A 22,063-nucleotide genomic window follows, 5' to 3' on the forward strand; every position below is an offset into this window, starting at 1 on the left:
AAAATCCAAAGTGATTTTTGTCCCAGGCTCTTTTGGTATCTTGAGCGAATCGTTTTACACAAAAAAAGACCCGCCCTTTGGGTAAGGACGGGAAAGGAGTTAAAAATGAAAAAGTGTTTTGTGTTGTTAAGGTTGTTTGTTGATATGCTTATATCTTACAAACTAAATGTGAAGATTTTGTGATCATTTCATTCTTATTTTGCTACTTTTATAGGAATTAAATAGATTGCCACGAGACTATCTTTAGTTGCCTTGTGCATCCGTTATTCTGACTGCTCCTTGTGGTGATACTCTGTAAAAACCGACAGTTCCTGTCCCTCCATTTGCAACCATCTGTTTCGATTGGGCTCTAAAAAAGAAGTCATTTCCATTCATACCCAAAAATCCAAGGTTCGTATCATTATTTTCTGCATCGGTCAGTGTCTTTCTAATATATATCTCTGCTTTTTCTTGTGTATCGATGATTTTTGCCTCTTCATTTTGGTCTTGATTTTCCTCTTCAGAAGAACGATAGTAATACTCTTCCGCAGGATAATTTCCACTATCTTGAGTAATTAACAATCGCGGTTTCGTCTTATCCGATTGGTCGCCGTTAGGATTTTCAACACCAATTTTATATAATAATAGCGCAGCACCAGTAGGCCCCCACCTAATACTTAAGCTTGTAATTGGTCGCGACTCATCAGTAGGTGAATCCTTCGTAATCATTCCTCCGATATTTGTACTACCATCAGGATGAATGATCAAACTCTCTCCTTTACCATTTTTCCATGTTCCAACTAAAGTAGTAAAATCGCCAGCATTAATCGCTGTAGTATCTAAATCAGCTACAGTTAGCTGACTATTGTTTCCATCAGCTGTCGGCTCTTCATTTTTCACTGATTCGTTAGACTCGATACTGCTGCTCGCTTGTTCATTTGTCTTATCAATTGTTTCACTGGTTTTTTCATTCGTCTCTTCAACTTTAGAGGATGCCTCCGTTGAAGCGGTTACTTTCTTTTCTTTTGGTTCCCGACAAGCAGTTAATGATAAAACCGCTAGCCCGACAAAAAACGCTAACATTCCCTTTTTCACGCCTATTCACCCCGTTCAATGATCTATCTTACTAGACTATTGTACTATTAATTCAACTGTTTAGACAAATATTTATGGAACAGACAAAAGTTAATCCTGTCATTGAATGCTTTGTGTCACATGGACCTATCAATCAACTTTCTTTTTTCTATGTATTATATGAAAAAAAGAGCCTGGGACAAAAATCACTTTGGATTTTTCTCCTAGGCTTAAAAATTGATAAACGGCGGGAACAGAAGCAACTCCTTCGGAAATAAGCCGAAATTCTCCAAAAATTATAGAACAATTTTCGGAAATTCCTTCTTATTTCTCGGAGTTAAACACTTCTGTCCCGACCTTTTTCTAAATCTTAAAACAAACGAACAAATGGATTATTCAGGTAAATCTACATTATGATGAACTTTTTGAACATCTTCTAAATCTTCTAAAACGTCTAACATTTTTTCAAAGTTCGCCAAATCGTCGCCTTCTAATGTTACTTCGTTTTGTGGAACCATTTCTAACTCAGTAACCGTGAATTCTTCAATGCCTTTTTCTTTTAACGCTTCTTGTGCATGGTGGAAATCTTCTGGTTCTGTGTAAACGATAATTTGACCGTCTTCTTCAACAACATCGCGAACATCAATATCTTTTTCCATTAAGTATTCTAAAATTTCATCCGCATCGTCACCAGCAAAGCCAATGATACCTGTATTATCAAACATGTAGGAAACAGCACCGCTGACACCCATGTTTCCGCCGTTTTTACCAAATGCGGCCCGCACATCTGCTGCTGTTCGGTTCACGTTGTTTGTTAAAGCATCAACAATGACCATTGAACCATTTGGCCCAAATCCTTCATAGCGTAATTCAGAATATTGTTCATCTGCTGAACCTTTTGCTTTTTCAATAGCGCGATCAATAATATGTTTTGGTACATTGTATGTTTTGGCGCGTTCGATTACAAACCGTAATTTTTGGTTTGCATGAGGATCAGGGTCTCCTGACTTCGCTGCTACGTAAATTTCAATCCCGAATTTTGCATAAACACGGCTATTGTTTGCGTCTTTGGCAGCTTTTTTCTCTTTAATATTTGCCCATTTACGGCCCATATTCTCACTTCGCTTTCTCTGATTTGTTGTTAGTATCTTATCCCTTGTTTATTATACTGGGGAAACTGATTTTTGTTAAGTATTTTTTAGGTATCTGGCGAAAATCGTAAGGGAAACCGACCAAAATTTTGTTCTTTTAAAGAAGAATCTCCCATCTGGTATAGTTGATTGGCGCGAATATCTAACGAAAGCATTGCGCGGTTTTCTTTAGATACTTTGGAAATTACCGGCAATTGAATCTGTGCTTTGGTTTCTTTTAGATAAGCTTGTCCCTTTGGCGTAAATCCTAGCACATGGAGATAGCTGTCTTGCCAAACAGTTTCAACTTCTTCTTTGGTCATATTTAACAATATATAGGTTGCTAATCGTTGCAATCTTGTCCAAGTATAACGCTTCGTTTTCATGTGTTCCATTAATTCGTGAAAAGAACCTGCTGCTTGGATTTGATCTTTTAGTCGATATTCAAGTCCTTCCGTCATTTGGTAAATGGCTTGTAATTCTTCTAACGAGGATTGAACAATTTTATACTTTAGGAAGGGCCAGTAGTTTTCCCATGAAATCATTGCTTGTGTTTGTAAATGTTGTGCGGTTATAGAAGGAACCGTTGGCAGCACTTGCGTTATTTCTTGTTGAAAAACACTTTGCCTAATCGCCGTGGCGCTAGCAACTTTCCCGGAAATCGTTGCATCATGAAAGCCCGCTTGTTTTCTAGCAATTGGGTAGAGCGTCATCGGGGTTGGATACGTGGCATTCTCTTTTGCATAACTCATCCCCAAAATATGATTAGGCGAAGAAAAATCGAACCTGCTTTCAGGATATACTTGACGAAAAACAGCAGTCATTTTTTGTGGATAACTCAATTGTTTGTCTGTCAATGCGTGGAACGTTTGATCAATTAAGGATTGATTTTCTTGGACAAACTGGCCGAAAGCCGCATAATCAATTGCGCTTGTACTATCTGTTCCAAAACATAAGCTCTCACATTGCAACGCCTGCAATAACTTTATACCGCCTTTGGCAAAGTAATCCGCAGACTGTACCGACCAAGCTGTCGGTAATTCAATGACTAAATCCACACCATTTTGCAAAGCTTCTTCTGCTCTGGCCCACTTATCTAGTAAGGCTGGTTCTCCTCTTTGTAAAAAATTTCCACTCATTATAGCAATCACTACTTCAGCTCCGCTTTGTTGGCGAGCTTGTTGGGCATGATAGCGATGTCCATTATGAAAGGGATTATATTCCACGATAATGCCACAGGCTTTCACTCTAACCACCTCCGTTATAAAAAAATGGACTTATCAGCAAAGAGACCAACGTTTTTAAGCGCTGTCCCAAGCTCATAAGCCAAATCTTATTAATCTCTTTGACAAACAAAGAACCAGCGTTCACTTGTTTCAGTTGGTGCTTCATCTGTAAAATCTGCATAAACTTTGACATTCATGAAACCAGCACTTTCTAACATTCGTAAATAGTTATCTAACGAATAGGTTCGTTCTTGATGCAATTCATCATACCGAACAAAGTGCTCATCTGTTTCTTGTTCTTTCACAAAAAATGTTAAGAAATGTTCTATGCTGTGTTCTTTTTCACCAGCGTAACTATCCCATAGAAAAGCAAACTCTTCTGTTTGATAATGATAGCTATATTCCGGAAAAACTGAATCAATTTTGTAAGTAGAATGAACATCAAAAATGAACGTTCCTTCCTCTTCTAACGCTTGATAAACTTCATCGAACACTTGTTGTACTTCTTGGCGATTAGCCATGTAGCACAGTGAATCAGAAAAACAAGTGATGGCTTGGTATTGTCCCACTTCAGATAAATCTAGCATATTTCCCTGAACAAATTGAACTGGCACTTCTTCTTCAAAAGCTCGTTCACTAGCAATCATCAACATTTCTTCTGATAAGTCTAAGGCCGTCACATCGTAACCACTTTTTGCAAAATCAACTGCTAAAGCGCCTGTACCACAAGCCATTTCAAGAATTTGTTGGGTTCCTTGTGGGAGATGACGATTGGAAAAATCCAACCATTTTTGGTATAGGCTTTCGTCCATCACTTCGTCATAGACGAAAGCAAACGTTTCATAGGCCATTTTAGTCGACCCAAGCGCTTAGATCAACCATTGGGGCATCTGACCATAATTTTTCTAAGTTGTAAAAGGCACGTTCTGAAGATTGGAATACATGGACAATAACATCGCCTAAATCAATTAAAATCCATTTTCCGCCTTCTTTACCTTCCACACGTTTGACTTCCACTTGATTTTTGGCTTCTTGTTCGTTAATTTCATCAACAATCGCATTGATTTGACGTTCACTATTGGCTTGGCAAATTAAAAAATAATCTGCTAATAATGAAATCTCTCTTACGTCTAATGCGACAATTTCTTCTGCTCGTTTTGAATCTGCTGCTTTGACAGCAATTTCTAAAATTTTCTGGCTATCTATGATAGTTCCCTCCTAGTAATTCTTTCTTCTTTTATTTTTGATTAACGACCCATTGATTGTAGGTCTCTAACGTTTTTGGATAAATTTTATGTTCTTGTTCAATCAAATGTAACAAGGTATGTTTCGTTTCATAAGCAACCGCTGCATCTAAGTCAACAAGGGCAATTTCACGGGCTTCTTTCACACCTGGAAAATCACGTCCTGGTTCAATGTAATCTGCGACATAAATAATTTTATCTAGCAAGCTCATCTTAGCAGCCCCAGTTGTATGCACACGAATTGCCTGCAAGATTTCTTCGTCATCAATGGCTAATTCCCGTTGAACAATATCCGCCCCAACTAAGCCATGCCAAATTTCATTGCCATAGTTTAATAAAGCCAAATCAAAACCATCTCGGCGAATAATCAACTCGAATTCATCGTTTGGACGTTCTTTGGCGTAATCATGCGTCAAAGCAGCAATACTGGCTTTCGCTTCATCGGCACCATATTTCGCTGCCAAGGCCACAGCTGTTTCCTCGACCCCTAACACATGGCGAAAGCGACGTTCACTCATTTGCATTTGAACTTTTTGCATTAATAATTCACGTTGTGCAGCATCATAATTTGTTATCCAGCTCATCTTGATACAGTCCCTTCTCTTGAATATAGTTTATCACATTCTCTGGAAGAAGATAGCGTGTTGAGCAACCACTTTTGACTTTTTGTCTAATCAAAGTGGAACTAATCGCCATCTGCGGAACATCGACCCAAATAATTGGATAGGTAGATTCCGTTGGATAATTAGGACGCCGAATACCGACAAATTGAACTAAATGGAGTAAGTCATCAATCCGATGCCATTTGGGCAAGTATTCCACCATATCTCCACCAATTATAAAATAATAATCAGTATCTGGATTGGCTTCTTTTAAAGCTTTCATCGTATCATACGTGTAACTTTTGCCTTTGCGAATTAATTCAATTGGCTCTATATCTAAGCAGGGATTATCAGCCACTGCTAGTTCTAACATCGCTAACCGATGTTCACTGCTAATTGTTTTCTTTTCGTCTACATGTGGTGGTAAGTACGTAGGCATTAAGTAAACTTTGTCCAAACCTAGTTGATTTTGAACTTGATCGGCCATGACAAGATGTGCTAAATGAACGGGATTAAAATTACCACCTAACAAGCCGACTTGCTTTCTTGTTTGAAAACGTAACGGTTCCTCTTGCAAGAGAACGTCCGCTCCTTGACGCGCTTGTCTTTTTTCTCCCATTGTTCATCCCTCCAATATTAAATCTCTTTGACTGCTGCTGAAATTTTTTGATATTTTTCTTTACTTGATGGCTTGAATAAGACCAGCACGCGACCAATAATTTGTACCACATCGCAATGAATGGCTGCTGTTAGTTCTTCTGCAACCTCTTCTGCTATTTCATCTGTATTTTGTAATAACGTAATTTTAATCAATTCACGTTTTTCCAACGCTTCATCAATTTGTGTAATCATTGCGTCATTCAAACCACCTTTGCCTACTTGAAAAATAGGTTGTAAATGGTGTGCCTGACTACGTAAATAACGTTTTTGTTTTCCTCTAAGTTTCAAATTGTTTGCCTTCTCTCTAAAATTTAAATTAATGCTTTTCTACGTAAAACATCGACACCTTTAGGCGCCCAACCAGCGACTACACCAGGTTCTGTGACAGTAATCCAACCTAGACCAGCAAACACAATATCCGTTTTTTCTTTCACGGAAAATTCAAAGCGCACTAATTCAGGAAACTCAGCGACTTCATCGGTACGTGGAGGCTGCAATAAGCCACCAACATGTTTTTCATAAAAAGCATCGGCGGTTGCTGTTTTCGTTCGGTGTAAATTTAAGTCATTGGAAACATAGGCAATGAAGGAACTTTTAGCACCTTGGACATAATCAAAGCGAGCCAAGCCACCTAAAAACAAGGTTTGTTCAGCATTTAATTGGTAAACTTTTGGTTTGATTTCTTTTTGCGGTGCAATAATTTTCAAGTCTTTTTTACCTAGGTAATGTGCCATTTGATGACGGTGAATAATTCCTGGCGTATCGATTAAGAAGTGGCCATCGTCTAATGGAATTTCAATTTTATCTAGCGTTGTTCCAGGAAATTGTGATGTCGTAATCACATCTTGAACACCCACTGTTTGTTGAATGATTTGATTGATTAATGTTGATTTTCCAACATTGGTCACACCTACGACATAAACGTCTCGGCCTTCACGATATTTTTCGATCGTATCTAATAACTCTTGCATTTCTTGTGGTTTCTTGCCACTTGTTAGTAAAACATCAACAGGGCGTAATCCTGCTTCATGGGCCCGTTCTCTCATCCATTGAACCATTTTAGGTTTTTTTAATGATTTAGGCAAAATATCCACTTTATTGCCAACTAACAACACAGGATTATCTCCGATAAAACGATGTAGTCCTGGAATAAGAGAGCCATTAAAGTCAAAAATATCCACTACGTTCACAATCAGTGCATCTTCTGTTCCTAAACCATTCAATAAACGTAAAAAGTCATCATCTGTTAATTGGACATCTTGAATGTCATTATAATGTCTTAAGCGAAAACAACGTTGGCAATAAACTTCCCCTGTTTCCATTCCTTTTTCGAAAGCTGTTTTTGGTGTATAGCCTAATTCATGAGGATTTTCCGTTTGGATAATCGCACCACAGCCAATACAATGAATTGCCTCTGTCATTCTAATCCGCCTCTCCATGTCATTTCTGGATGTTTTTTTGATAAGTATTTCATAATTTTCCGTTCAAAGAACCGATTGATTCTAGTATTCCAGCCATCTGTATCGACAATCGGTTGAACTAAAACATTGCGTATACCCGCTGCGTTAGCTCCCCGAATATCTGTCATAATCTGGTCGCCGACCATTAACATTTCAGATGGCTTCAAGCCTAATTTTTTTTCTGCTAATTTGAAGCCACGTGCGGTTGGTTTCAAGGCACGTGCTACATAATCTAAGTCAAACTTTTCAACAACGCGTTTAATCCGGCTGTCTTTGTTGTTTGAAACAACAAGGACGGTAATTCCTGCATTTTTCATCTCTAATAACCAAGTTTTTAATTCTTCTGTTCCATCGGGATTATTCCAAGCAATTAAAGTATTATCTAAGTCAGTTAGTACTGCCTTAATCCCCAGTTTTTTTAATTGTGCGGGGGTAATTTTATAAATCGCATCAATCATCCATGTCGGTTTATATTTTGAAAACATCGTGACTCCTCTCACTGACACTATGTAGTTTCTTCGATTTTAAGAGACTGAAACATAACTAAACAATTATGCTTCAGTCTCTACCTATTGTATTATACTGCATTTTACTGAAAATTTCTATAAAGGACGGTCGTTCCTTGTAAAAGAACAAGTAAAATAAAAGAAAAAATAAAAAAAGCCACCCATCAACCCCTGAAAAGTTCGTTGATGAGTAGTAACTTCTAATATTTGCGAAAACGTTGGTATCTTTTTTCTAGTAACGTTTCCGTATCTAATTTAGCTAATTCAGTTAATTTTGAAATGAACGCTTTTTGTAACATGCGATTAATTTTTGCTTGTTCCAGAGGCTGACCGTTCATAACTTCCGGAATTACTTTATCTACAATAGCTAATTCCTTCAGCTCTGTCGCTGTGATTTTCATCAATTCTGCTGCTTCTTTCGCACGACTGCCATCTTTCCACAAAATAGAGGCGAAACCTTCTGGCGAAAGAACCGCATAAATCGTGTGTTCCAACATCCAAACTTCATCTGCGACTGCTAACGCTAAAGCACCGCCACTGCCACCCTCACCAATGATGACTGAAATGATTGGCACTTTCAAATCAGACATTTCTAACAGGTTTTGCGCAATGGCTTCCCCTTCTCCCCGCTCTTCGGCACCAATCCCACAATAGGCACCAGCAGTGTTCACAAAGGTAATGACTGGGCGATTAAATTTTTCCGCTTGTTTCATTAAACGTAACGCTTTGCGATACCCTTCAGGATTAGGTGAACCAAAATTACGTTCAATATTTTCTGGTAGATTTCGACCTTTTTGGATACCTACCACTGTAACTGGTTTCCCTTGCAAAGTAGCAACACCACCGACTACAGCTAAATCATCGGCAAAGTAACGATCCCCATGAAATTCTAAAAAGTCCTCAAAAATTGCTTCTATATATTCTAAAGTTGTCAAACGATCTTGGGCTCTTGCCAAGGTAACAACATCATTGGCTGTTTTCTTTTCCATGTTAGCGCCACCCTTCCAAAGAATGTAAACGTAACAAGTCGCTCAATCGTTGACGCAAAAGATTTCTTGGCACAATCTGATCTACAAAACCATGTTCTAAAAGAAACTCGGCCTTTTGAAAATCATCTGGCAACTCTTGACGAATCGTTTGTTCAATTACACGGCGGCCAGCAAAACCGATTAAACTCTGAGGCTCTGCCAAAATAATATCGCCATCCATCGCAAAACTTGCGGTAACACCGCCAGTCGTTGGATCAGTCAATACCGTAAGATACAGCAAGCCTGCTTTGTTATGCCGTTGCAAAGCGGCCGAAATTTTCGCCATTTGCATCAATGAAAAAATTCCTTCTTGCATACGGGCACCACCAGATGCAGTGAAAATCACCACTGGTAAATGCTTTTCTGTCGCCCGCTCAAACAAGCGTGTGATTTTTTCACCAACAATCGTTCCCATACTGCCCATGATAAAATTAGCATCCATGATTCCAATTGCAACAGCTTGTCCTTCAATTGTTGCTTCTCCCGTTAAGACAGCTTCATCTAGCCCAGTTTTTTCTTGCATTTTTTCAATTTTTTCAAGATAACCAGGAAAATTTAGTGGATCTTTTGTCACTAATTCACTGTCCCAATTGTGGAAACTTTTTTCATCAACGGTTATCGCTAATCGTTCCCATGCACCAATCCGAAAACTATAGCCGCAATGCGGACAGATTTTTTCTGCACCCATTTCTTTTGTATACAGTGTTCGCTTACAAGAAGGGCATTTTGCCCACATATTATCTGGAACAGAAGGCTTCTTTGATGCATCATTTGCATCAGCACGATTTGGATTAATGCGAATGTAATTTTTCTTTTTAAATAATGCCATTTGCTTACTCCTCGTATTTTAGCGGCAAGAGCTCAGCTCCTTTCAAAAGATCACTGATCTTTCCAAGCAAGAGAGCTCTTGCGGCGTTCTTTCTTTAATGATTGCTTTCTGGCTCCCAATTTGGTAGAAATGTTTCTTGTAAAAAGCTTGTGTCATAGTCACCTGTCAAAACATTGTCATGTGTAATTAAATCCAATTGGAATTCGGCATTCGTAATAATACCTTCTGTTACAATTTCATTTAAAGCCCTTTGCATTTTCATCAAGGCATCAAAACGATTTTCACCATGTACGATGACTTTCGCAATCATTGAATCATAATAAGGTGGAATTGAATACCCTGAATACATAGCGCTGTCTACACGCAAGCCCATTCCACCACTAGGCAACAAGAGATTTTGAATTTTACCTGGTGAAGGAGCAAAATTAAAGGCAGGATTTTCAGCGTTAATTCGGCACTCAATCGCATGCCCAGTCATGGTAACATCCTCTTGGGTATAGCCTAAAGGTTCACCTGAAGCAATTTCTAATTGTGCTTTGACTAAATCAATTCCTGTTACCATTTCCGTAACTGGATGTTCGACTTGGATGCGGGTATTCATTTCCATGAAATAAAAGTCGCCAGCTGGATCCATCAAAAATTCAATGGTTCCGGCATTTTCATAATGCACAGCTTGTGCCGCTCGAACGGCCGTTTCGCCTAACATCTGACGCTTTTCTTCAGAAATAGCAATCGATGGTGATTCTTCTAACACTTTTTGATTATTTCTTTGTAGTGAGCAATCACGTTCCCCTAAGTGAATCACATGCCCATATTGATCACCTAGAATTTGCACTTCGATATGACGTGCTGGATAAATAATTTTTTCTAAATACATATCATCATTACCAAATGCGGCTTTAGCTTCTTGCTGCGCTGAAGTAAAGTGTTTCGGTAACTCTTCTTTTGAAAGAACTTTACGGATTCCTTTTCCGCCACCACCAGCAGCTGCCTTTAACATCACTGGGTAACCAATTTCTTCAGCAATCGTCAACGCTTCTTCGACAGAATCAATGACGCCATCACTCCCAGGAATAACAGGTACCTTGGCTTTTTGCATCAGTTGACGTGCGTTTATTTTATTGCCCATCGCATCAATCGTTTCTGCTTTAGGACCGATAAAAGTAATGTTGCATTCTTCGCACATTGAAGCAAATTGACTATTTTCAGATAAGAAACCAAACCCTGGATGAATCGCTTCAGCATTGGTAACAATCGCTGCACTTAAAACAGCTTGAACATTTAAATAAGAATCAGTTGCTTTCGCCGGTCCAATACAAATGGCTTCATCTGCTAACTGTGTGTGTAACGCTTCTTGATCCGCTTCAGAGTAAACAGCAACTGTTTGAACGCCTAATTCGCGACAGGCACGAATAATACGAACAGCGATTTCTCCGCGGTTTGCGATTAATACTTTCGAAAACATTTTTCACCTATCCAATCATAAAGGTTAATTCAGCCTCGGCAACTTTTTTTCCATTAACTTTTGCCACACCTTTACCCATTCCAGCAGAAGCGCGGACTTTTAAAAGTTCAACCTCTAAAATTAATGTGTCGCCTGGTGTTACCTTTTGTCTAAATTTTGCTTTATCTAATCCACCAAAGTATGCCGTTTTCCCTTTGAATTCAGGCATTGAAAGTAATGCCACGGCGCCTGCTTGAGCCAACGATTCAATAATTAAAACTCCTGGCAAAACAGGATTCCCAGGAAAATGACCTTGAAAAACTTGCTCATTAACCGTTACATTCTTTTTCGCTACAACGCGTTCCCCGGGAATGACTTCTTCAACACTATCTAATAATAAAAAGGGATAGCGATGTGGTAAAATTTCTTGAATTTCTGTAATTGTTAATTTCATGTTTTATTCTCCTTTAGCAACTCGGAATAGCGGCTGACCAAATTCAACCACATCTTCATTGTTGACTAATATTTCAGTAATCACACCGTCAACTGTCGCCGTAATTTCATTCATTAATTTCATCGCTTCAACGATACACACAACGTCACCCGTTTTAACAGTGTCTCCTACTTTGACAAAGTTCTCTTTATCTGGTGCTGGTTGTAAATAAACGATTCCTACAATGGGTGACGGAATTTCTTCTGTCTTTTCATTGGCTGTCGGTGTATTGGTTGGCGTTTCTTCAACGACAGAAACTGTTTCAACAGGCGCTGACACACCACTAGCGGCTACTGGTGTTTCTTGTGGTTGCGCCATTGGTTCTACGGCACTTCGCCCAGAAGCTGTATTTTTATTCATATATAATTCAAACGAGCCTTTTCGTAAATCAAATTCGGTTAAAGTTGATTGATCAAATTGTGTTAATAATGCTTTTACTTCTTCTAACTGCATGTTAATCCTCCCAGCGTTTTAAGCAAATAACTGCATTGTGGCCACCAAAGCCTAGCGAGTTACTTAAAGCATAATCAAATTTATGCTCTTTGCTTTCGTTTAAAACAACGTTCACCGTAATTGCTTCATCTTGATTTTCCACATTAATGGTTGGCGGAATAAATTGATGTTGTAAAGCATTTAGGGTAGCAATTCCTTCAATTCCACCAGCGGCGCCTAAGAGATGTCCCGTCATACTCTTCGTACTACTTACATACGCCGTTTTTGCGGCATTACCTAAAGCCAATTCAATAGCTTTAGATTCTGCACTGTCATTGGCTTGTGTGCTTGTTCCATGGGCGTTAATATAGCCAATTTTTTCTGGAGAAATCCCCGCTTCTTCCATTGCTAGTACCATGGCTTTCGCTGCGCCGCTCCCATCTGGTGTTGGTGATGTCATATGATAGGCATCGCAATTAGCACCATAGCCAACCACTTCACCTAAAATAGTTGCGCCTCGTTCTAGAGCATGATCTAATGATTCTAAAATAAAGACACCTGCACCTTCTCCCATCACAAATCCACTACGTTCTTTATCAAAGGGAATTGAGGCTTTTTCTGGGTCAGTCGCCTTTGTTAAAGCGGTCAAGGAAGCAAATCCTGAAATACCGATTTCTGTAATAGGCGCTTCTGCTCCACCAGCAATAATGACATCGGAGTAGCCATGTTTGATATTGCGGAACGCTTCCCCAATTGAATGAGTTGCACTAGCACAAGCTGTCACTGTTGAAGTACAAATTCCTTTGGCACCAACACGTAAAGCAATATTTCCCGCCACCATGTTTCCAATCGCCATTGGAATAAATAACGGTGCCACACGTTCAGGTCCTTTGTCGTGCATCCGAATTACTTGATTTTGAATTGTTTCCAAACCACCAATCCCGGAACCCACCATAACGCCAAACCGATCCACATCTAGTTGACTGGTATCCAAGCCACTCATAGCCATTGCTTCTAAGGCCGCATAAATGCCAAATAACGAAAACTTATCCATGCGTTTGCCATCTTTTTTAACAAAATATTTTTCCATTGGAAAGTCTTTCACTTCAGCTGCTAAGGTGACACCTGTTTCACTAACATCAAATTTACTAATCGGTCCGATACCATTTTTCCCTGTTTTCAAACTTTCTAAAAAAGTCTCAGGTTCATTGCCAATCGGCGAGGTGACACCGTAACCAGTAATAACTACTCGATTCATCCTTTTGACTCCTTTCGTTTATCCGTGCATGACTAAGCCGCCATCAACATTCACGACTTGCCCAGTAATATAGGGACTTTTAGCTAAGAAAATCGCTGTAGCTGCGACATCTTCGACTTGCCCAAACGTTTGTAAGGGAATTTGCGCATTCATTTGTGTTTTAACTTTTTCCGATAAAACATCCGTCATTTCTGTTTGGATAAACCCTGGTGCAATCGCATTGCAGGTAATACCGCGCGGCGCAACTTCTCGTGCCACCGATTTAGTAAAACCAACGACACCCGCTTTACTCGCAGCGTAGTTTGCTTGACCAACATTTCCCATTAAACCAGAAACGCTAGCCATATTAATAATCCGACCACTTCGTTGTTTCATCATACGTTTAACCGCTTGTTGGGTCATGTTAAAAGTTCCTACCAAGTTAATATCTAAACAGGCATTAAAATCCTCTTTTGTCATTCGTAATAATAATTTATCATTCGTAATCCCAGCGTTATTCACCAGAATATCAATCGAGCCTAATTGGTCAACAGTTGCTTGAATCATCTCACCTGCTGCATCAAAATCGGAAATATCTCCAGAAAGGCCAATACATTTTACCCCAAAGGCTTCAATTTCTTGTCGTTGTTCTGGCGTAATCTCACTCCGACCGTTTAAAACAATATTGGCGCCCTCTTTCGCAAAAGCCAACGCAACTGCTTTGCCAATCCCGCGAGTGCTTCCAGTAATAAATACGTTTTTTCCTGTTAATTCCATTTTTTACCTCCCAGTAAGTGCTGTTAACGTTTCTGTTAATGTTGCAACATCTTCCACACGGTGCATTTCAATTGTTTTGTCAATTTTTTTAACAAAACCAGTTAATGTTTTCCCTGGACCAACTTCAATCATCGTTCCTACGTTCATAGCCTTCATCGTTTCGATACTGTCTTCAAAACGTACCGCAGACATGACTTGCTTTTCCAATAACGCTTGAATTGCCTCTTGGGGCATAATTTCGGCAGTCGTATTACTAATCACAGGAATTTGCATCGTTTGAAAGTTCAATTTTGCTAAATCCTGAGCCAACTTTTTTGATGCTGGTTGTAACAGTGCCGTATGGAAAGGACCACTCACATTTAACGGAATCATTCGCTTCACACCAGCTTCTTTGAGAAGTGTCATCGCTTGATCAACAGCAGCAACCTCACCACCAATCACGATTTGTTGTGGTGTATTATAATTTGCTGGAGCCACAATTCCGAAAGCACTGGCTTCTTGACAGGCTTTTTCAATTACTTCACGCTCAGCATTCATGACAGCAACCATTTTGCCAATTCCTTGTGGTGCTGCGTCTGTCATGTACTGACCGCGCTTTTGGACCAAGGCCACTGCTTCTGAAAAGCGCAAAGCCCCGCTGGCAACCAAAGCACTATATTCCCCTAAGCTTAAACCCGCTACCACATCAGGCGTTAGTCCTTTTTGTTGCAAAAGACGGTAAAATGCGACACTGACTGTCAAAATAGCAGGTTGCGTATATTCTGTTTCATTTAAACGTTCATTTTCAGTAAAACAAAGTTCTGCCATCTCATAACCTAAGATATGACTTGCTTCATCGAAGGTTTCCCGAACAATCGCTTCTTGGTGATATAATTCTTCACCCATCCCTTGATACTGGGCTCCTTGTCCACTAAATAAAATCGCTGTTTTCATACGACACCTCATTTTTTGTTAAAATTATTCACTTAGCCCCAACGCTGATTCATCTTATGTACAATCGCTTTGCATTCAGACATGAGTGAATCAATGATTTCTTGGGCTGTTTCTTCTTTTTTTATTAACCCGGCAATTTGTCCCGCCATGACGGAACCGTAATCCATATCCCCGTCAACGACAGCTTTGCGCAAAGCGCCCTGACCAATTTTTTCAAACATTTCTAAATCAGGCACTTCTTTTTGGAGTTCTTGCTTTTCTAATTGATTATATTGAGCAGTTAATTTATTTTTTAAAGTACGCACTGGATGGCCAAAATGTTGACAGGTAATTACTGCATCTAAATCACGTGCCTTTAAAACTTTCTGTTTATAATCTGGATGAACGTTGCATTCTTTGGCAATTAAAAAACGTGTACCTAACTGGACTGCTTCAGCACCTAACATAAAGGCAGCAGCCATACCACGACCATCACCAATCCCACCTGCTGCAATCACAGGAATTGACACGGCGTCAACGATTTGCGGTAACCCACTCATAGTGGTTAATTTGCCAATATGTCCACCAGCTTCCATTCCTTCAAAAATGACAGCATCGGCACCAATTTTTTCCATTCTTTTTGCTAAAGCAACAGAAGGAACTACTGGGATTACTTTAATGTTATGTTCTTTAAAACGAGCCATGTATTTGGCTGGATTGCCCGCACCTGTCGTTACGACAGGAACCTGTTCTTCACAAACCAAATCGACAATTTCATCGGCAAAAGGTGAAAGTAACATGATATTGACACCAAAGGGTTGTTCCGTTAATTCTTTAACTTTTTTAATTTCTTTTTTTACGACTTCTTTTGGGGCATTGCCGCCAGCAATAATCCCTAATCCACCAGCGTTTGACACGGCACTTGCTAATGAAGCATCGGCTACCCAAGCCATACCGCCTTGAAAAATGGGATAATTAATTCCAAGCAACTCACATAACTGTTGATTCATTGATTTTATACGTCCTTTAGTTCTAAGATAAGTACACTTCATTCAAGTAAAAAAGGATTTTTCCAGCTTATTTACTTGTTTTTTTAGGGACTGGGTCATTTAGCAATTAAATGTCCCAGCCCCCTATTTTCATGTATTAGTTTGCTTGTTGTTTTTCTACATATGTTACTAAATCTTGAACGGTTTGGATGCCATCTTCTGTTTCGATTTTCACATCAAATTCATCTTCGATTTCGTTAATGATTTGGAATAAATCTAAGCTATCCGCGTCTAATTCTTCTTGAATGTTTGTAGTTAATTGTACCTCTTCAGCATCTTTTCCTAATTCTTCTACGATAATTGCTTGAATTTTTTCAAATACCATGTGTATATTCCTCCAAAATAGTCATTTTCTTCATTTATATGTGAACAGTTTTTTACAGCGTTAGGAGCAGTGAGCCCCATGTTAAGCCGCCGCCAAATCCTGTTAGCACCACGCGTTGTTGGGAACCTAAAATTAAGGTCCCATTTTCAACTGCTTCATCCAACAAGATGGGAATGCTAGCAGCTGAGGTATTGCCATATTTATCCATATTCGTTAAAAACTTCTCGCGGGAAATCTTCGTCTTACGTGCAATTTTATCGATAATGCGCACATTTGCTTGATGTAGTAGAAGATAATCCACGGTTTCGTCCGTCACGAGGGATAAAATATTTTGTGAAACATCTTTAATCGCAAAATCAAAAATACTACGTCCTTCCATCTGTAGCATCTTACTAGCCTGCTCATGCCCCTGATAAAAAGGACTTTCGTTGATCGTGTAGCCTGACGTTAAAGCCGCCCACCGTTGTCCATCTGCTTGTAATTTTTCATCTAGAAAATGCGGTGTCTCAGCCGCTTCAATCAAGACGCCGGCAGCCCCATCACCGAAAAGCACCGCTGTGGAACGATCGGTCCAATCCAACATTTTGGAAAATGTTTCGCCACCAATTACTAGACCTGTTTGATAACGACCACTTAGGACTAGTTTTTCTGCCATGCTTAAGGCATAGACAAAACCAGAACACGCTGCACTGATGTCAAAAGCAAAGGCCTCAGTGGCGCCAATTGCGCCTTGTACTTGGCAAGCAACAGAAGGCATATTGAAATCTGGTGTCACTGTTGCAACTAAAATAAAGTCAATCTCACTTGCTTGCTTTCCAGATTTTTCCAATAACTGTTTTGCGACTTGATGACATAAATCAGACGTATTTTCTTGCGTAACGATACGACGTTCACTAATGCCTGTTCGCGAATGTATCCATTCATCAGAGGTATCCATCATTTCACTCAGTTGGTGATTCGTGACACAATTCTCTGGAACATAACGGCTTGTACAACTAATTCGTGCATAATTCTTCATGGGGATCCTCACTTTTTATTTGTATTCTTGCAAGAAATCATGAAGATTTTTTAGTGCTCTTAACAGCGCTTGTTCTTCTTCTTGCTCCATGCCTTTCAAAATGTTTTTAACCATTTCACGATGAAAATGCTGATGGACTCTAAAAAGTAATTTTCCCTTTTTGGTTAAGCCAAGCTTTACTACACGTCGATCATCTTCACTACGCAAACGTTCAACATAGCCTTTTTTAACTAAGTTGTTAATCGCTACAGTAAGTGTTCCAACGGTAATTGACAGTTCCTTGGCTACTTCTGAAGACGTTTTTTTCTTGTACATACCAATTGCTTCGATTGTGTGCATCTCCGTAATGGATAAATCATTAAATTGTGATTTTTTCAATTCAGATTCTTCAATCGTTAAGATGTCATTAAAGACACTGACTAAGTAATCGTTGACTGTTTCTAAATTAGGTTCCATTCTGTGCACCATCCATATACTTTGATTATCAAAACATTTGATGTTCAAACTATATCGTAAATAAGCAAAGAATGCAAGAGAATTTTCTATATTTTTAATGAAATATTCTTCAAACATTTCAAAAAAGGCGCATTTTCAAGGGACGAGGCTTTTAAAAAAAGGATCAATTACTTTGATACCCAAACTATTTTCACAGAAAAAGGAAAGAAGTGCAACTAAAAAGCATCACTGGCACTCCCCTGATTGAGAAGTGCCAGTGATTTTTGTTATATAATTCTTAAACTCCCACTAAGCTATTGCTACAACTTGACTGGATAATACGAGAAGAGAGTGAACCAGAAGCTTTGGTGCTTCTACTCCACTCCCTTATTAAAATGTAGGACGATTAATTATTGAATTAAGTCGTAAATTTCCATTGCTACAATATCGATGTTATCGAATTGATAGCTTTGGTGCGTATCAGATTCTGTTAATTCAAATGTTTCTGTTGATTTATCAAAACTTACAATACATTTCTCTACGCCTTCACGTTCAAAGCGGCGTACTTGTACTTCATTATCTGCTGCTTCGATCATTGCTTCCAGTCTCTTAATAATCGCCACAAGTTGTGAATGTTTCATCAGTGGGCCTCCTTTTGCAAACTAGTTCTGTACCATTGTAACAAAACATTGCCTAACTTGCATGATTTTTCGTCATTTTTTTTGATTTTTTTGTTGTTCTTTAATTTTTATTCGTTGGTTGCTTGCCATCTGTCCACCAAAGCTTAATTAAGGCCTGTGTGCCATCATTTTCAAACCCTTTATCTGCAAGGCTTTCATATAATTCTGTCGCTTTTTGCGTCGCTGGTAATGTAAGGTCAAGTTTTTTTGCTTCATCTAACGCAATCTTTAAATCTTTGATAAAATGTTTAACAAAAAAGCCTGGCGTATAATCTTCTTTTAAAATACGTGGTCCATAATTACTTAATGACCAGTTTGCAGCACTGCCACCACCGACTGTTTCCAGAACTTTTTCTAAAGTTAATCCTGTCGCATTTGCGTAAACGAGCATTTCAGTCAAACCGGTCATTGTGCCTGCAATCATTAACTGATTCGCCATCTTAGTGTGTTGCCCTTTTCCAGCTGAGCCATGTAGCATAAATGTTTTACCAAATGTTTTGAAAATTGGTAAGACGGTCTCATAACTTTCTTGATCGCCACCAACCATAATTGTTAAAGTACCATTTTTAGCACCTAAGTCACCACCAGAAACTGGCGCATCCAACGCATGAGCACCCACTTCTGCTGCTTTTTTGGCAATCTTTTCAGCCAAGGTGGGCGTACTTGTGGTTAAATCTACTACTATTTTACCTGTAAGATCTGCTTGAAAAATCCCTGTTTCATTAAAATACACGCCTTCAACATCTGAAGGAAAGCCAACCATTGTAAAAATGATATCGCTGGCTTCCGCAATTGCTTTTGGCGTATCATACCAAACTGCTCCTTCAGCAACTAAATCATCTGTTTTACTTTTTGTTCGATTATAAACATTGACAGATAAATTGTTTTTCATCATATTACGAATAATTGATTTCCCCATGACACCCGTTCCAATAAAGCCGATTTTAGACATAGTAGCTTCCTCCGTTCTTAAAATAAAAAACTTTCCTCCTTCAGTATAAACGAAGGAGGAAAGTTTTGCAGTTTATTTTCTTAAAGATGTAAATTTTACTTTAATTTTTTTTATTGAGTCCGCATTTTCTTTTTCCATTTGAAGTTGATCAAAGTAAATCAATGTATCTTGATAAAATTCAATCATTTTATTGCCAAAGTTTGTAGAAGAAATTTCAAATAATTTTTCATCTAAAATAGTTTGGTCCATTTTAATATTTGCTTGTATATAGTCAATCAATGTTGGGGCAAAATCACTGTCTGTCTTAAAAGTTTTGCCTAAGCTTTCATGATCAAATAAATTATTTAAATAGGCGTTCCCTTCTGCAACACATTGAACGCCAGCAGCCATCGCTTCTGTATAAGTTAAGCCTTGTGTTTCCGACGTTGAGGCGCTGACAAAATAGTCAGCAGCTTTATAATAAATGGCGACTTCTTCATTTGGCACTTCACCCGTAAATTGAACGTATTCACTGACTTCTAGTTCTTCTGCTAATTCTTTTAAATCCTCTAGATAGGGACCATTTCCAACTATTACTAAACGAGTTTGTGGTAATTTTTCAATAATTTGTGGTAACCCTTGAATAATTGCTTGAATATTTTTTTCATAAGAAATTCGACTTAACGATAACAACATAATCTGTTGCTCTTCAATACCTAGTTGTTGACGCATTCCAGCGATCATTTCCTCAGTAATATCGGGACGTAAAAACTTATCAATTTCGATCCCTGTTGGAATAATTCTCATTGGTGCGGTCACTCCATAATCCCGTAATTTTTCTATTACACGTTCACTGGGACAAACAACACCTGTCGTATGATTTGTAAACACTCTTGAAAAGAATTTAACATGTGATGGACGGACAACTTTTCCTTTAGCAATATAATGTAAGTAATCTTCATACATCGTATGATACGTATGGATGACAGGAATTTTCATTTTTTTCCCAACCATTTTCCCTAAAATACCCGCACCAAATTCAGTATGTGTATGAATTAAATCTAATTCCAATTCTTTGGCAATTAAATAGGCGTACCACATGCCGCGAACCACTACTCGGCGATCTTTAAAAGATACAAATGGCACACTAGGCATTCGTATGACATCTTCTTCAAAATCAGTCGCGTTAGGATCGGTTGTCGTAAAAATATACACTTCATGGCCGTGCTTTTCTAATTCATCTTTTAAGGTCTTAATAGAAGTCGCTACCCCACTCACTTGCGGGAAATACGTATCAGTAAAAAAACCAATTTTCACTCTCATTACCTCCATTTCATCTAACAATAACTGTCTTCAATATTTGTTAAGATAAGACTGTTTCGTAGACTTCTTTTAACTCGTAACCAATTTGCTTGATACTTCTTTGCTCTGCTACTTGATAGCCTGCTTGTCTAGTGCTAGGTATTTTCCCTTCTAATAAGCCTTCAATATATTTTTTAAATTCTTCAATAGAATGACCCATATAACAATTTTCATTAGCCACTAGCCAGCCTTGATAAACTGGAATATCACGCACCAAGACTTGTTGCTGACTAGCTAATGCTTCTAAGACAACAATTCCTTCCGTTTCTTCACGCGAAGGGAAAAAGAAGAGATTCGCTGCCGCATAGGCCCCTTCGATGACATCTCCTTTAATATAACCTGGGAAAATAACATTTTCTGGATGATCTTCTTTAACTAATTGTCGGATATTTTTTGGGATAGAATACATTGGTGTATCACCAAACCAAATAAATTGATACTCTGGTAACTGTCGCGCAACTTCAATAAAATCAGTGATTCCTTTGCGTTCAAAAAATAATCCCACACAAATAATTACTTTTTTCTCTTCATCTATTTTAAAATATTCTCGGAATTTTTGTTCCTTTTCTTCTGAAGGATAAAAACGTGATAAATCAATACCATTTGAGATCGCCGAAATAGGCACTTTAATGCCATAACCTTCCAGCAATGTTTTAGAATACGGTGTTGGTGTAATTAAATGATCCGCTTTGGAATACAAACTGATAAGATATTTTTTTACTAATGGTGCTAGTTGATTAGACCCAATAAAGGAATTACGAAAGTCTTCTTCTGTCGAATGGGCATGATAAATAACTTTTTTTCCTAGTTTGCGTGCTTTTCTGACCATACGATGGCTATTTATGCCATATGTATTAATATGCAATATATCATAGTCACTGCAATCAGCATCTAATGTATATTCTATTCCAACTTCAGAGAGCGCTCGTTTCTGGTGATCTAATGCTCGACCAATGCCTGATTTAGCTAAGATTTTCTCACCTTCAAAATATAACAATATTTTCAAACCCGCTCCTCCTTTTCTGCTTTACTAACTATAATAAACACATTATACCATAGCTAAAATTTGATGTATTCATTCTTCGGTAGGATCCTTTTAATCTTATAAATGTTTTTAAAGTCCCTTCTTCAAGCTTATCAAAAAATAGTGAATAAAACAAAAAAAGCAAAAACCAAGTTGGTTTTTGCTTTTGCTCAACTCCGGCAGTAGGACTCGAACCTACGACATCA

General features: G+C 38.5%; 27 protein-coding genes. All 27 read right to left on the minus strand.

The genetic code is table 11. The features are described 5' to 3' along the window. Nucleotides 1–243 precede the first annotated feature (243 nt). Nucleotides 244–1,074, minus strand: a complete 831-nt coding sequence (locus tag HMPREF2810_RS14775) for a DUF6287 domain-containing protein (RefSeq protein WP_048942206.1) — start codon at nt 1,072–1,074, stop codon at nt 244–246. A 371-nt stretch (nt 1,075–1,445) separates the two neighbouring features. After that, entirely contained in the window at nt 1,446–2,165 is a 720-nt protein-coding gene (locus HMPREF2810_RS14780) for a YebC/PmpR family DNA-binding transcriptional regulator (protein WP_002356305.1), read from the minus strand. An 86-nt stretch (nt 2,166–2,251) separates the two neighbouring features. Then, on the minus strand, nt 2,252–3,439 hold the full coding sequence (locus tag HMPREF2810_RS14785; RefSeq protein ID WP_002416425.1) for a nucleotidyltransferase: 1,188 nt from the start codon (nt 3,437–3,439) through the stop codon (nt 2,252–2,254). Nucleotides 3,440–3,519: 80 nt separating this feature from the next. Next, a complete protein-coding gene (locus HMPREF2810_RS14790; protein ID WP_002356302.1) occupies nt 3,520–4,260 on the minus strand; it encodes a class I SAM-dependent DNA methyltransferase in 741 nt (246 codons plus the stop codon). A gap of 1 nt (nt 4,261) precedes the next feature. After that, nucleotides 4,262–4,600 (minus strand): ribosome silencing factor, encoded by a 339-nt coding sequence (gene rsfS / locus HMPREF2810_RS14795; RefSeq protein ID WP_033072556.1) that lies wholly within the window; start codon nt 4,598–4,600, stop codon nt 4,262–4,264. Between the two features lie 46 nt (nt 4,601–4,646). Continuing rightward, nucleotides 4,647–5,237 (minus strand): bis(5'-nucleosyl)-tetraphosphatase (symmetrical) YqeK, encoded by a 591-nt coding sequence (gene yqeK, locus HMPREF2810_RS14800; protein ID WP_002356300.1) that lies wholly within the window; start codon nt 5,235–5,237, stop codon nt 4,647–4,649. Next, complete coding sequence (locus tag HMPREF2810_RS14805) at nt 5,215–5,874, minus strand: nicotinate-nucleotide adenylyltransferase (RefSeq protein WP_002365150.1); 660 nt, start codon at nt 5,872–5,874, stop codon at nt 5,215–5,217. The genes yqeK and HMPREF2810_RS14805 overlap by 23 nt, the downstream gene beginning before the upstream one ends. A gap of 17 nt (nt 5,875–5,891) precedes the next feature. Continuing rightward, nucleotides 5,892–6,203 carry a ribosome assembly RNA-binding protein YhbY gene (gene yhbY / locus HMPREF2810_RS14810; RefSeq protein WP_002376442.1) on the minus strand — a complete coding sequence of 104 codons (312 nt, stop codon included), beginning with the start codon at nt 6,201–6,203 and terminating at the stop codon, nt 5,892–5,894. 23 nt (nt 6,204–6,226) lie between these two features. Then, on the minus strand, nt 6,227–7,336 hold the full coding sequence (yqeH, locus tag HMPREF2810_RS14815) for a ribosome biogenesis GTPase YqeH (protein ID WP_002382455.1): 1,110 nt from the start codon (nt 7,334–7,336) through the stop codon (nt 6,227–6,229). Next, nucleotides 7,333–7,860, minus strand: coding sequence for a YqeG family HAD IIIA-type phosphatase (locus tag HMPREF2810_RS14820; protein WP_002356296.1), 528 nt, complete (start codon nt 7,858–7,860; stop codon nt 7,333–7,335). The genes yqeH and HMPREF2810_RS14820 overlap by 4 nt, the downstream gene beginning before the upstream one ends. A gap of 221 nt (nt 7,861–8,081) precedes the next feature. Beyond that, nucleotides 8,082–8,870 carry an acetyl-CoA carboxylase carboxyl transferase subunit alpha gene (locus HMPREF2810_RS14825; RefSeq protein ID WP_002362363.1) on the minus strand — a complete coding sequence of 263 codons (789 nt, stop codon included), beginning with the start codon at nt 8,868–8,870 and terminating at the stop codon, nt 8,082–8,084. A gap of 1 nt (nt 8,871) precedes the next feature. Further along, nucleotides 8,872–9,738 carry an acetyl-CoA carboxylase, carboxyltransferase subunit beta gene (gene accD, locus HMPREF2810_RS14830; protein WP_002356293.1) on the minus strand — a complete coding sequence of 289 codons (867 nt, stop codon included), beginning with the start codon at nt 9,736–9,738 and terminating at the stop codon, nt 8,872–8,874. A 94-nt stretch (nt 9,739–9,832) separates the two neighbouring features. Further along, nucleotides 9,833–11,203, minus strand: a complete 1,371-nt coding sequence (locus HMPREF2810_RS14835; RefSeq protein WP_002367303.1) for an acetyl-CoA carboxylase biotin carboxylase subunit — start codon at nt 11,201–11,203, stop codon at nt 9,833–9,835. Nucleotides 11,204–11,210: 7 nt separating this feature from the next. Continuing rightward, a complete protein-coding gene (fabZ, locus tag HMPREF2810_RS14840; protein ID WP_002356286.1) occupies nt 11,211–11,636 on the minus strand; it encodes a 3-hydroxyacyl-ACP dehydratase FabZ in 426 nt (141 codons plus the stop codon). Between the two features lie 3 nt (nt 11,637–11,639). After that, entirely contained in the window at nt 11,640–12,128 is a 489-nt protein-coding gene (gene accB / locus HMPREF2810_RS14845; RefSeq protein WP_002382454.1) for an acetyl-CoA carboxylase biotin carboxyl carrier protein, read from the minus strand. Between the two features lies 1 nt (nt 12,129). Further along, nucleotides 12,130–13,365 (minus strand): beta-ketoacyl-ACP synthase II, encoded by a 1,236-nt coding sequence (gene fabF / locus HMPREF2810_RS14850; protein WP_002382453.1) that lies wholly within the window; start codon nt 13,363–13,365, stop codon nt 12,130–12,132. Between the two features lie 18 nt (nt 13,366–13,383). Next, nucleotides 13,384–14,121, minus strand: a complete 738-nt coding sequence (gene fabG, locus HMPREF2810_RS14855; RefSeq protein ID WP_002356283.1) for a 3-oxoacyl-[acyl-carrier-protein] reductase — start codon at nt 14,119–14,121, stop codon at nt 13,384–13,386. Nucleotides 14,122–14,124: 3 nt separating this feature from the next. After that, a complete protein-coding gene (gene fabD / locus HMPREF2810_RS14860; protein WP_002382452.1) occupies nt 14,125–15,054 on the minus strand; it encodes an ACP S-malonyltransferase in 930 nt (309 codons plus the stop codon). Nucleotides 15,055–15,086: 32 nt separating this feature from the next. Then, nucleotides 15,087–16,043, minus strand: a complete 957-nt coding sequence (gene fabK, locus HMPREF2810_RS14865) for an enoyl-[acyl-carrier-protein] reductase FabK (RefSeq protein WP_002356279.1) — start codon at nt 16,041–16,043, stop codon at nt 15,087–15,089. Nucleotides 16,044–16,179: 136 nt separating this feature from the next. After that, a complete protein-coding gene (locus tag HMPREF2810_RS14870) occupies nt 16,180–16,407 on the minus strand; it encodes an acyl carrier protein (RefSeq protein WP_002356278.1) in 228 nt (75 codons plus the stop codon). A gap of 52 nt (nt 16,408–16,459) precedes the next feature. Beyond that, nucleotides 16,460–17,425, minus strand: a complete 966-nt coding sequence (locus tag HMPREF2810_RS14875; RefSeq protein WP_010715419.1) for a beta-ketoacyl-ACP synthase III — start codon at nt 17,423–17,425, stop codon at nt 16,460–16,462. Nucleotides 17,426–17,440: 15 nt separating this feature from the next. Beyond that, complete coding sequence (locus HMPREF2810_RS14880; protein ID WP_002362455.1) at nt 17,441–17,881, minus strand: fatty acid biosynthesis transcriptional regulator FabT; 441 nt, start codon at nt 17,879–17,881, stop codon at nt 17,441–17,443. Nucleotides 17,882–18,270: 389 nt separating this feature from the next. After that, entirely contained in the window at nt 18,271–18,501 is a 231-nt protein-coding gene (locus HMPREF2810_RS14885) for a YkuJ family protein (RefSeq protein WP_002379802.1), read from the minus strand. A gap of 100 nt (nt 18,502–18,601) precedes the next feature. Next, nucleotides 18,602–19,492 (minus strand): NAD(P)-dependent oxidoreductase, encoded by an 891-nt coding sequence (locus HMPREF2810_RS14890; protein ID WP_010715420.1) that lies wholly within the window; start codon nt 19,490–19,492, stop codon nt 18,602–18,604. 72 nt (nt 19,493–19,564) lie between these two features. Further along, nucleotides 19,565–20,788, minus strand: coding sequence for a cell wall glycolipid biosynthesis glucosyltransferase BgsB (gene bgsB, locus HMPREF2810_RS14895; RefSeq protein WP_002389260.1), 1,224 nt, complete (start codon nt 20,786–20,788; stop codon nt 19,565–19,567). A gap of 46 nt (nt 20,789–20,834) precedes the next feature. After that, entirely contained in the window at nt 20,835–21,839 is a 1,005-nt protein-coding gene (gene bgsA, locus HMPREF2810_RS14900; RefSeq protein WP_002416427.1) for an LTA glycolipid anchor biosynthesis glycosyltransferase, IagA/BgsA family, read from the minus strand. Between the two features lie 28 nt (nt 21,840–21,867). Next, on the minus strand, nt 21,868–22,063 hold a 196-nt coding region (locus HMPREF2810_RS15945; protein ID WP_002392346.1), incomplete at its 5' end, for a hypothetical protein.

The sequence above is a fragment of the Enterococcus sp. HMSC078F03 genome (assembly GCF_001811595.1).
Lineage (GTDB): Bacteria > Bacillota > Bacilli > Lactobacillales > Enterococcaceae > Enterococcus > Enterococcus faecalis.